The sequence below is a fragment of the Curtobacterium sp. Csp2 genome, assembly GCF_013347165.1.
Map to the genome: position 1 here is coordinate 915,589 of NZ_CP054593.1, position 11,730 is coordinate 927,318.

Sequence of the window (11,730 nt, forward strand, 5' to 3'; positions counted from 1 at the left end):
GCGGGGGTCGGAGCAGCCCAGGACGACGAGGTCGAGTGTGCCGATCATGCGGCACACGCCAGCCCCGTCAGCGCGCGGCGGCCAGGGCCTTCGTGATGCGCTGCAGCGAGACCGTCTCGGCCGTCCCGAGCTCCTGCGCGAACAGGCTGAGCCGGAACTCCTCGAGCATCCACCGCGCGTGGACGAGCTCCGGGTGCGCGCCGATCGACGGCGGGAAGGTCCCGCCGGCGTCGGTGTAGCGGTCCGTCGCGACGGACACCTCGCGCATCCAGCCGGCGTCGCGGCCGGGGTTCTGCAGGAGCTTCTGCACGCGGGCGTCGATGCCCTGCAGGTACACGCGGATGCGCCGGAGGCGGTCGAGGCCGGCGACGCTGACGAAGCCCGGGAACACCAGGCGTTCCGACTGCTGGCGCATGTCACTGAGCGCCGGCAGGAGCGCCATGGCGTTCGCCTGCTTGAGGGCCTTGTCGGCAGCGCGCTGCGCGGTGAGGACCGCGGCGACCTCGGACACCGCCGTGAACATGGTGTCGACGACCGTCGCGGACACGGCGTCCCGCACGGCCTCGAACTCCGCCTTCGTGAAGACCAGGCCGTCCGGGTGCGCTCGACGGATGCCCGCGTCGACGACCGCGGCGAGCACGTCGTCGAAGAGCGCCGCGGTGGAGGGGTACGGGCTCGCGGCGAGCGCGAGCTTCTCCTGCGCGGTGAGGTGCGACTGCACGTAGGACACGGGTGACGGCACCGCGTGCATCACCAGACGCCGGACACCGGCCGGCATCCGGACGGCCCGGTCGCCCGGGGTCGCGAGCAGCTCGACGCCGACCGTCGCCTTCGGCCCGTCGCCCTCCTCGACCAGGGACGGGTACGCGCGGATCACCCCGCCGGCCTGCTTCGTGTCGAGCACCTGCGGCAGGTCCTGCGGCGGCCACGCCGTCATGCCGGACCGCTCCAGCTGCACACCGGAGGACGCCCCGGCGACGCGCGCCGCGCCTCCAGGCCGGGACGCGGCCTTCGCCGTGGCGGACGCGACGCTCTGCCGGGTCCGGTCCTTGAGCTTGGTCTGCAGGGCCGACAGGTCCTTGCCGGACTCGACCCGCCGACCGCGCTCGTCGACGACGGCCCAGGTCGGGAGCAGGTGCGCCGGGACGCGCGCGAGGTCGAAGTCGGACTCGTCGACGGTGACGTAGGTCATCCGCTGGATCGCCTTGGCGAGCGTCGCGCGGAAGGACTCGGTCGGCTCCGTCGGGGCGTCGTCCGGCAGCTCCGCGACGATCTTCTCGGCCCAGTCCGCCGCGGGCACGACGTTCTTCCGGATCTGCTTCGGCAGCGACTTGATGAGCGCCGTGACGAGCTCCTTCCGGAGGCCACGCACCTGCCAGTCGAAACCTTCCTCGCGCATGCGGGGGAGCAGCGCGAGCGGCACCTGCACGCTCACGCCGTCGTCCTGCGCGCCGGGCTCGAAGCGGTACTTGATCGCGAGGCGCTGGTCGCCCGAGCGCCACTGCGTCGGGTACTCCTGCTGGTCCTGGGCGGCCTCGGCCGCGTCCTCGTCGAGCAGGTCCGACCGGCGCATCGTGAGGAGGTCCGGCTGGTCGCGCCGCGCCTGGCGCCACCACCCCTCGAAGTCGCGGGTCGTGGCGACGTCCGCGGGGATGCGGGCGTCGTAGAAGTCGTACACGCGCTCGTCGTCGAACAGGATGTCCCGCCGACGGGTGCGTTCCTCGAGCTGTTCGAGCTCGCGGCGGAGCTTCCGGTTGTCGCGGTCGAAGGCCTGCTGGGCGTCCCACTCGCCCTCGACCAGGGCGTGCCGGATGAAGAGCTCGCGCGAGTGCTCCGGGTCGACGCGCTTGTACTGCACGCGACGCCGCTGCACCACGGGGACGCCGAACAGGGTCACCCGCTCGTACGCGACGGCGGCGCCCTGCTTCTTCTCCCAGTGCGGTTCACCGTGGGTGCGCTTCAACAGGTCCCCAGCCAGCGGCTCGACCCACGCGGGGTCGATCCGCCCGACGGTCCGGGCGAACAGGCGACTCGTCTCGACGAGCTCGGCGGCCATCACGGCGTCGGGCTGCTTCTTCGCGAGGACACTGCCGGGGAACACCACGAATCGGATGTTGCGGGAGCCGAGGTAGTCGCGCTTCTCCTTGTCGCGCAGGCCGATCTGGCTGAGGAGCCCGGCGAGCAACGACCGGTGCACCGCGTCGCCGTCCTCGCTCCGGGACTGCCCGACGCGGACGTCGACCTGTTTCGCGGCGCGCGACAGCTGGCGGTACAGGTCCTGCCACTCGCGGATGCGCAGGTGGTTGAGGAACTCGGCCTTGCACAGTCGCCGGAACGCACTCGACGACAGCGCCTCCTGCTGGTCCTCGATGTGGTTCCAGAGGTTGAGCAGGGTGAGGAAGTCGCTCGTCGGGTCGGCGAACCGCGCGTGCAGCTGGTCGGCGTGCGCGCGCTTCTCGAGCGGACGCTCGCGGGGGTCCTGGATGCTCAGGGCGCTGACGATCGCGATGACCTCGCGCCCGACGCCCTGCCGGCCCGCCTCGAGGACCATCCGGCCGAGCCGCGGGTCGATCGGGAGCCGGGTCAGCTGCCGCCCGGTCTTCGTGATGCGCCCGTCGCCGTCCACGGCCCGGAGCTCGCGGAGCAGGTCGAGCCCGTCCTTCACACCGCGGGAGTCCGGCGGCTGCAGGAAGGGGAACGACTCGATGTCACCGAAGCCGAGCGAGATCATCTGCAGGATCACGGCTGCGAGGTTCGTGCGGAGGATCTCGGGGTCGGTGAACTCCGGGCGACGGTCGAAGTCGGGCTCGGAGTACAGCCGGATCGCGATGCCGGCGCTCGTGCGGCCGGCACGACCCGAGCGCTGGTTCGCGCTGGCCTGCGAGATCGCCTCGATCGGGAGCCGCTGCACCTTGGCGCGCGGGGAGTACCGGGAGATGCGCGCGGTGCCGGTGTCGACGACGTACTTGATGCCCGGCACCGTGAGGCTCGTCTCCGCCACGTTCGTCGCGAGGACCACGCGGCGGCGGATGCCCGGGGCGCTCCGCCGTTCGAAGACGCGGTGCTGGTCGGCTGCGGACAGCCGGCCGTACAGGGGCAGGACCTCGGTGCCCGGGTACTTCCGCCCCTCGATCGCGTCCTGCGCGTCGCGGATCTCGTTCTCGCCGGACAGGAACACGAGGACGTCGCCCGGGTCCTCCTGCGCCAGCTCGTCGAGCGCGTCGGTGATGCCCTGCAGGACGTCGCGGTCGTCCGCGCCCGCACCGCCGCGGCTGCCACTGTCGTCGGTCCGCGGGTCGGTGTCGTCGTTTCGCGCGTCGGCGTCGTCGTCCGCGTCGGTGGCGTCGTCCGCCACGAGCGGGCGGTAGCGGACCTCGACCGGGTACGTCCGCCCGGACACCTCGATGATGGGCGCGCCGCCGAAGTGCTGCGAGAACGACTCCGGGTCGATCGTCGCCGACGTGATGACGACCTTCAGGTCGGGACGTCGGGGCAGCAGTCGCTTGAGGTAGCCGAGCAGGAAGTCGATCGTCAGCGAGCGCTCGTGCGCCTCGTCGATGATGATCGTGTCGTAGCGCTTCAGGTCGCGGTCGAAGTGGATCTCGTTGAGCAGGATCCCGTCGGTCATCAGCTTGATGCGGGTGTTCGCCGACACCTTGTCGGTGAAGCGCACCTGGTAGCCGACCAGGTCGCCGAGCTCGCCGCCGAGTTCCTCGGACACGCGCTCGGCGATCGTCCGCGCCGCGATCCGACGGGGCTGCGTGTGACCGATCGACTCGCGCCCGAGCTCCAGGCAGATCTTCGGCAGCTGCGTCGTCTTGCCGGAACCCGTGGCGCCCGCGACGATGACGACCTGGTGGTCGCGGATCGCGGCGGCGATGTCGTCCCGCCGCCGCGAGACGGGCAGTTCCGGCGGGTACGTGATGACGGGTGCGGCAGACATGAGCCTTCCAGGATAGCGGGCCGTCAGGCTCCGGTCAGTCGGCGCCGTCGGGTCCCGGTCAGCCGGGGCCGTCGGGCCTCGGTCAGCCGGTCGCTCCGGCGGCCAGTTGCGCGGCGAGGTCCGTCGCGGAGCGTGCCGGCAGGCCGCACACCCGGTCGTGGCAGACGTACGCCGCGGCACCCGGCAGGTCGCGGCCCGCGAACAGTTCGAAGCCCGCCGCCGTCCATGCAGCGGCCTGCTCCGCGGTCAGCGTGGCGACCACGGTGCCCGGCCGCCGCGCGGCGAGGGCGGCCGCGCGCATCGGAGAGTCGACCGGGGCCACGACGACGACCTCGCGCGACGGGCGCTGGAGCGCGAGCGCGACGCCGAGCGCGTCCGCGTGCCCCAGCGGACGCTCCGTGCCGGTGTGTGCCCGGTCCGCGACCAGGACCGCGGCGGCCTCGCGGTACTCGGCGTCGCCGGTCAGCGCTGCGAGCACAGCCGCCGCAGCGGCGAGCGCCACCGTGCCCGATCGCAGCGCCGTCTGCGGCTGTTCCCCCGTCACGGTCCCGGCCGCGGCGAGCACCGGGTCGACGGCGAAGCGTCCCGCGAGGCCGTCGTCCACCAGGGAGCGTGCGACCTGGGCGAACGCGACGTCGCCGGTGACCAGGGCGAGCTCGAGCAGCCCCTCGGCCAGGAGGCCCACGTCCTCGATCGTCGGCGGTGCGCTCGAGGCTCCCCGCGGGGTGCTCGAGCGGACCGTGACGTGTCCGTCGCGCACGTGCCCGGCGACGATCGCGTCCGCGGCGCCGCGGGCGAGCGCGATCATCTCGGCGTCGCCGTGCCGCGTGCCGGCGATCACCAGGCCGCGGATCGCCAGGCCGTTCCACCCGGTGAGCCCATGGTCGTCGAGCGGCGGCGGGGCGAACCGTCCGCGCTCGTCGAGGGGCAGCCGGTACCACGCGCCCTCGACCCGCTGGCCGTCCATCGTGGACTCGCTGTCCTGCGCCGCCACGAACGCGCCGTCGTCGCGCCGCAGGGTGTCCCGGAGGAAGTCCGCGATGCCGCGGGCCGGGCCCTGCTCGGCGACGGCGAGCAGCCCGGCGTTGTCGTACAGCATCCGCTCGTAGTGCGGCACGCTCCAGTCGCGCTTGGTCGCGTACCGGAAGACGCCGCCGTCGGCGTCGGTCAGCTCGGCGTCCCGGACCGCGCGCAGGCTGCGGTCCAGGAGCGCTGCAGCGTCGTCGTCGCCGTCGGCCGCGACGTCGCCGAGGAACTCGAGGAGGGGTGCGCTGGGGAACTTCGGTGCGCCCCCGAAGCCGCCGTACGTCGTGTCCTCCGCCGCCGCCAGCTGTCCGGTCACCGAGCGGATCGCGTCGACGGACGGGAGGCGCGGCTCGCCCTGGTCGCTCGCGGCACCCCCCTGGGCGGCCGCGTCCGCCTCGGCGCCCTGCCGGATCGCCGCCGCGATGGCGGTCGCGTTCGCGTCGACCTCGGACCGCCGCTCCCGCCACGCGTCGAGCACCGCGGCCAGGACCTGCCGGAAGGAGCCGACCTGCCCGACCGGGACCGGCGGGTAGTAGGTCCCGGCGAAGAACACCCGGCCCTCGGGCGTCGCGAACACCGTCAGGGGCCAGCCCAGCTGCTGGGTGAACGCGCTCGCGGCGGCCATCAGGCTCGCGTCGACGTCCGGCCGTTCCTCGCGGTCGACCTTCACGGCGACGAAGTCCCGACGCAGGAGCTCGCCGATCTCCGGGTCGGAGAAGCTCTCCCGCGCCATCACGTGGCACCAGTGGCACGTCGCGTACCCGACCGACACCAGCACCGGGACGTCCCGCTCCCGTGCCTCGGCGAAGGCGTCCGGGCCCCACTCGCGCCAGTCCACCGGGTTCGCGGCGTGCTGCCGCAGGTAGGGGCTGACCGCGGTGCCGAGTCGGTTGTCGCTCATGGGTCCAGCCTGCCTCGGTGCCGCTGGGCGCACGGGGCGAGTCGGGCGGTCTGTGGACGAGCGGCGCCGTGCACAGCTGCCGTCACACGAGCCAGCCGGTCAGGGCGGCGAGACGTCGCGCGACCTGCTGCGGGGTCAGGTCGTCGGTGTCCACCCGGATGACGCCGTCCGCGGTGGCCGCGTCGAGCCTCCCGGCCGTCGCCGTGCTGTGTGCGAGCTGCGCCTCGGGGACCCGGCCACCCGCCCGCCGGGCGAGCCGACCCGCCGCGGTGTCGTCGGCGGCGCGCAGCAGGACGGCCGTGACCACCGGGTCGTCCCCCATCGCGGCGGCCAGGGCCGGCCACTCGAGGACGGACACCGTGTTCGAGAACACGAGCCGGTGGTGCCCGAGTTCCCGGTACGCCGCCCACAGTGCCGCGAGGTTCCGTTCTGCGAGACGCGCCTCGGGGTGCTCGACGTGCGGCGCGGGGTGGGCGAGGTCGAGGAAGTCGCCCTCGACGACCGCGTGCCGGACGTCCGCGGCGACCAGCAGGTCGTGCAGTGCCTCGGCCGCGGTGGTCTTCCCGACGCCCGAGCGGCCGCCGACGAAGAGCACCTCGGACCGCGGCACCGGCTCAGTCCCGTCCGAGCGACAGCAGCAGCAGCGCCGCGTCCTCCGGGCCGTAGTCGAACATCCGCTCCCAGAACGCGTCCTCTGCCCACGGGACGTCGCCGCCCGCCGGTACCGCGTGGGCGGTCTCCAGCAGCCACGCGACCTCGGGTCGGACGGCCTCGGCGTACCGCGGCGGCTGCCAGCCGAGGGCGCGCGCTGCGGTGGTGTCGAGCACGAACGGCGTCGGCGAGCTCCACGGGGTCGTCCCGACGAACGCCGGCGCGTCCTGGTCGAGCAGGACCTCGTCGAACCGGTGGTCGACCAGGCCCGCGACGGTCCGGACGATCTCGAGCACGCTCGGGGCGGTCTCGTCGGCGACGTTGAGGATGCGGCGGTCCGGGGCGTCCGCGACGAGCCGGACGAGCGACGCGATGCCGGACGCCGCGGTCGTGTGGTCGACGCCACGGCCGCGGTCGGCGAGCAGGATCCGCTCCCGACCGTCGAGCGCACGACGGACCACGAACCACTCGCGTGGGCGGCCGATGCCCACGCCGTACACCTTCGAGGGACGCAGCACCGTGACGGGGGCGCCGTGGTCGAGCAGCACCTGCTCGGCGGCGATCTTGGCGGCGCCGTAGCCCTCGCGGCTCGTGGGGTCGCCGTCCCCGGCGGGCACGGTCGGCTGCAGTTCGGTCACGGCACCGCCGAAGACCGGCCGGTCGACCGAGTTCGCGTGCCGCCCCTGCTCGTCGGCGTAGACGGCCTTCGACGAGACGAAGACCGTGGAGCCGACGTCGTCGAGGAACGGACGGAGCTGCAGGGCATCGTCGCGGGTGGCGCCGACCGCGTCCACGAGCAGGTCCGCACCCGGGCGCAGGAGCTCCCGCAGCACGGCGGTGTCCCGACGGTCCCCGGGGACGAACGTCGCTCCGGCGGCCGTCAGCGCGTCCGCGGCGGGGCCGCCGTGCCGGGCGACGACGTCGACCTGCCAGTCGTCACCCCCGCGGCCGGACGCGTCGAGGAGGTCGCGGACCACGGCCGAGCCGATGCCGCCGGTACCGCCGAGGACGACGGCTCGCCTGGTGCTCATGGCAGCAACGGTAGTGCCGCCACCGCGGTCAGGACGCCAGTCGCTCCGGCTCCCGACGCCACCAGTCGAGCAGGGAGCCGTCGTAGACCTTGACGTCGTCGTGCCCGAGGACCGTCAGTGCGAGCGCGTCGACGCACGCCGCGTTGCCCACGCCGCAGTAGGTGACGATCTCCGACGCGTCGAGGACCGGCGCGAAGACCTCGGCCAGGGCCGGACGGCGCAGGAACGTGTTCGTGCGGGGGTCGACGACGTCGTCCGTGGTGATCGACGCGCTCCCCGGGACCACCGCGGGGTGGGTGTCGCCGAGCGACGCCGGGGGAGCGGCGAGCACGAGGGCGGCAGGTTCCTCGCCGCGGACCGCGCGCAGGACCCGGTCGTGGTCGACCCACACCGGGCGTTCCTCACCCGCCAGGAACGGTGCACCGATCGCCGGGGTCGTCCCGTCGCGCAGGGCGCCGACGCGGACCGGCCGGCCCTCGTCCCGCCACTTGGTGAACCCGCCGTCCAGGACCGCCACGCGGTCGTGTCCGAACGCCCGGAAGATCCACCACAGCCGCGCGGCCCACTCGCCGACGCTGTCGTCGTAGACCACGACGCACGACTCGTTCGTCACGCCGAGTGCCTGGACGGCGGACTCGAACTGCTCCACCGTCGGTCGGGTGAACGGTAGGTCGGCGCCGGCGTCGGACAGGTCGTGCACGAGGTCCGCGTAGCGGGCACCCGGGACGTGCCCGTGCTGCTCGTACGCGTCGCGGGCGTCCTGCCACCGCATGTCCAGGCCGGCCCCCGTGGTGTGCACGGACGCGTCGAGGACGACGAGTTCGTCAGCACCGAGGTGGTCGGCGAGCCACTGCGTCGACACGAGCGGCGAGGTCAGGACGGGGGCCATGGCGCTCACGATATCCGGGGCCTCTGACGGGTCCCAGCAGGATCGACACAGTGCGCAACGGCGTCGTCCGGCAGACGCGGTTCCCCGAACTTCCGGGCACCAGGACGGCCCGGGTCGCGCAGAAGTTCTGCGAGGCCCGGGCCGTCCGTGGTCGTCGCGACGCGTGGTGCGTGCGATGGGTGGTGCGTGCGGCTAGTGCGCCGCGGCCGGGATGCTGCCCGTCGCGGTCGACGCCGCGTGCTCGAGCTTCGCGAGCCGCACCGACTGCCGGTTGATGAGCAGCCCGCCCGCCAGCGCCACCAGGACGAGCACGCCCGCCGAGATCGCGAACGCCGCGTGGTACCCGTCGAGCACCGCCTGTGCCTGCTGGAGCTTCGTCGGCGCCGCGGCGAGCCCGGACAGCCGGTCCGCGACGACGTCGGCGAAGATCGTCGAGAGGAGCGCCGTGCCGATCGAGCCGCCGACCTGCTGCGCGGTGTTCACCGTCGCCGAGGCCACGCCGGCGTCGGCGCGGGCCACCCCGGTCGTCGCGGTGTTCATGGCGGAGGAGAAGATCGTGCCCATCCCGAGCCCGATGACGATCAGCGCCGGCAGGACGGTGCCCGCGTAGGTGCTGTCGACGTCGGTGCGCAGGAGCAGCAGGAGTCCGGTCGCGGCGACGAGTCCACCCGCGAAGACGAGCACCTTCGGCCCGACCCGCGGCAGCAGGCGGCCACCGATCTGCGTCGAGGACAGCATGATCGACGCCGGCATCGGCAGGAACGCCAGACCCGTCTGCAGCGAGGTGAACCCGAGGGTCTGCTCGAGGTAGTAGGTCAGGAACAGGAAGATGCCGAACATGCCGATCGCCACGAGGCCGATCGCGATGAACGAGCCACCACGGTCGCGGTCGAGCACGACCCGGAGCGGGAGCAGCGGGTGCGCGACCCGGGTCTCGATGAGCGCGAAGGCGGCGACCAGGACGACACCGGCGGCGAGCATCACGATGGTGACCGGGCTGTCCCACCCGTTCGTCTCGGCGTTGGAGAAGCCGTAGACGATGCCGACCAGGCCGGCCGTGATCGTGAGGACGCCGGCGACGTCGATGCGGGGTCGGTCGACCTTCGGCGGGCGCGCCATGAACACGAGCGCACCGATGACACCGAGCACCGCGAACACGACGTTGACGTAGAGGCACCAGCGCCACGAGGCGTACTCGGTCAGCACACCACCGAGCAGCAGGCCGATCGCGGCACCCGAGCCCGCGATGGAGCCGAAGATGCCGAACGCACGACCGCGCTCCTTCGGGTCGCGGAAGGTCGTCGTGAGCATGCCGAGGGCGGACGGGGCGAGGAGCGCGCCGAAGACGCCCTGCAGCGCGCGGGCCGCGACGAGCAGTCCGAACGAGTCGGCCAGGCCGCCGAGGACCGACGCCGCCGCGAAGCCGACGAGGCCGATGATGAAGGTGTTCTTGCGGCCGAAGAGGTCGCCGAGCCGCCCGCCCAGGAGCAGCAGGGAGCCGAAGGCCAGGGAGTAGGCGGTGACGATCCACTGCCGCTGGTCGGTGGCGAAGCCGAGGTCGGCCTGGGCCGAGGGGAGCGCGATGTTCACGATGGTCGCGTCGAGCACGACCATGAGCTGGGCCAGTGCGATCACCGCGAGGGCGATCCACCGGTGCTGCGGGCGGTCGGGCGCTGCGCCGGTGCCGCTCGCGATGGTGGGAGCGGAGCCCGTTCGGGGCGCCGCGGTCTGTTCTGCCGTCACGGCAGCCTCCTTCGAGAAGGTGGAGGGGAGAGGTGGTCTGGTGGACCGGGAAAACGGATGCGCTGCATCCGGTTCGACCCACTGTAGCCCAAAACGGAGCAGCCGCATCCACTTGTTCCCAGAAAGTTCAACTACTCGGTGTCCGACGCCAGGTCGACGTCCTGGCGCAGGTCGCGTAGGCGCGCCGCGTCGTTACCTAATCGAAACATTGTTCGACTCGCTATCCGCGCAATTCGAACTAACCTTCGATGCTGTATGAAAACGCATGCACCTTCGCAGACCCTCTTGGACCTCTACGCCGAGCACTGCGCGAAGCGTCTCCGACACTCACCGAACACCATCCACTCGCGCCTCTACTGGCTTGATCGTTTCGACAGGAGAGCGCCGTTGACCACGGCGTCGCCAGACGACGTGTGGGACTTCCTGGAGGCGTACCCGGACTGGAGCGAGAGCACGACGGCGGTGCTGCTGTCTGCGCTCCACGGCTTCTACGCGTGGGCGATCGCCAAGGCGCACCTCGTCGAGAGTCCGGTCGCTGAGATCGCCGTGCCGCGGGTGCGGCGACGCCGCTCGCGCATTGCCACTGACGACGCCCTCGTCACGGCGCTGGAGCACGTCAGCACGATCGAGCGCGCCATGCTGCTGCTCGGGGCCGAGTGCGGCCTCCGCGTGTCTGAGATCGCGACGGTCCGCCGAGCCGACCGCGACGGCGAGTGGCTGTTCATCCGCGGGAAGGGCGACCGGACACGGGTCGTGCACCTCACGCCCGAACTCTGCAAGGCCATGGACGCGATAGAGCGCGACACGATGCGTTGGGGCTTCTACTTCCCGAGCCCGCGGCACGTCGGACGGCACCTGACCGCGAACGCCGTGTACTGCCGAGTCCGGAAGCTGACCGGCTACAACACACACGCGCTCCGTCACCGCGCGGGCACGATGGTCTACCGGCGCGCGGGAAACGACCTCCGTCTCGCGCAGGAGTTCCTGGGGCACTCGTCGCCGACGACGACGGCGATCTACGTCCACGTCGAGCGCGACGACATGCGCCGCGCGTCCGCAGCGGCGCGGCTGGCGGGGTAGCAAGGCCGGGACGCGACCCGAACGCGCCCCGGCCCTACTTTCTGGCGTCAGAGATCTCTGACGCCAGAAACCGCGCTACCCGAGGGCGTCCTCCGGCTCGCTCTTCAGCGCGTCGGGGTACCCCGCGGTCGTGGTGGCCGCCGGGTCCGTCGCAGCGATCTTCGGCACGGACCCCGCGTGAACTCGGGTGAGCCACGCGTTTACGAGCGGGATCGCCATGAGGCGCGAGAGCGCGGTCGCGATCGCGATGACGAACGCGAACGCGGCGACGAGCCACGCGTAGGCGTTCGGCGGGAGCACGTCCACGACGGCAGCGAGCACCTGAGGGCTGAGCGCCTGGAGCAGCCCCACGGACCCGCCGAGCGCGAGCACGAGAGCGACGGCGACCTGGAGCGCGGTTCGCAGCGCACGCTGCCAGACGTACCAGATGGGCGGGACGACGACGGTGCTGGAGTGATCCCCCATG

General features: G+C 72.6%; 8 protein-coding genes. 1 reads left to right on the forward strand and 7 read right to left on the reverse strand.

What is annotated here, in order from left to right; genetic code table 11:
- Nucleotides 1–67 precede the first annotated feature (67 nt).
- The 6 genes from hrpA to HUN59_RS04580 form a co-directional block, all read right to left on the reverse strand.
- A complete protein-coding gene (gene hrpA, locus HUN59_RS04555; protein ID WP_174777631.1) occupies nt 68–3,943 on the reverse strand; it encodes an ATP-dependent RNA helicase HrpA in 3,876 nt (1,291 codons plus the stop codon).
- A gap of 82 nt (nt 3,944–4,025) precedes the next feature.
- On the reverse strand, nt 4,026–5,870 hold the full coding sequence (locus tag HUN59_RS04560) for a thioredoxin domain-containing protein (protein WP_174777632.1): 1,845 nt from the start codon (nt 5,868–5,870) through the stop codon (nt 4,026–4,028).
- Between the two features lie 82 nt (nt 5,871–5,952).
- Nucleotides 5,953–6,480, reverse strand: a complete 528-nt coding sequence (locus HUN59_RS04565) for an ATPase (RefSeq protein ID WP_174777633.1) — start codon at nt 6,478–6,480, stop codon at nt 5,953–5,955.
- A 4-nt stretch (nt 6,481–6,484) separates the two neighbouring features.
- Nucleotides 6,485–7,552 carry an NAD-dependent epimerase/dehydratase family protein gene (locus HUN59_RS04570; RefSeq protein WP_174777634.1) on the reverse strand — a complete coding sequence of 356 codons (1,068 nt, stop codon included), beginning with the start codon at nt 7,550–7,552 and terminating at the stop codon, nt 6,485–6,487.
- Nucleotides 7,553–7,580: 28 nt separating this feature from the next.
- The gene (locus HUN59_RS04575; protein ID WP_174777635.1) at nt 7,581–8,441 is read right to left on the reverse strand and encodes a sulfurtransferase; all 861 of its coding nucleotides are present in this window, start codon (nt 8,439–8,441) and stop codon (nt 7,581–7,583) included.
- A gap of 192 nt (nt 8,442–8,633) precedes the next feature.
- Complete coding sequence (locus HUN59_RS04580) at nt 8,634–10,184, reverse strand: MFS transporter (RefSeq protein ID WP_174777636.1); 1,551 nt, start codon at nt 10,182–10,184, stop codon at nt 8,634–8,636.
- 255 nt (nt 10,185–10,439) lie between these two features.
- Between HUN59_RS04580 and HUN59_RS04585 the strand changes: the two genes are divergently transcribed.
- A complete protein-coding gene (locus HUN59_RS04585; protein ID WP_254629993.1) occupies nt 10,440–11,264 on the forward strand; it encodes a tyrosine-type recombinase/integrase in 825 nt (274 codons plus the stop codon).
- A gap of 75 nt (nt 11,265–11,339) precedes the next feature.
- Here HUN59_RS04585 and HUN59_RS04590 read toward each other — a convergent pair whose 3' ends face one another.
- On the reverse strand, nt 11,340–11,729 hold the full coding sequence (locus HUN59_RS04590) for a hypothetical protein (protein ID WP_174777638.1): 390 nt from the start codon (nt 11,727–11,729) through the stop codon (nt 11,340–11,342).
- Nucleotide 11,730: the final 1 nt, after the last annotated feature.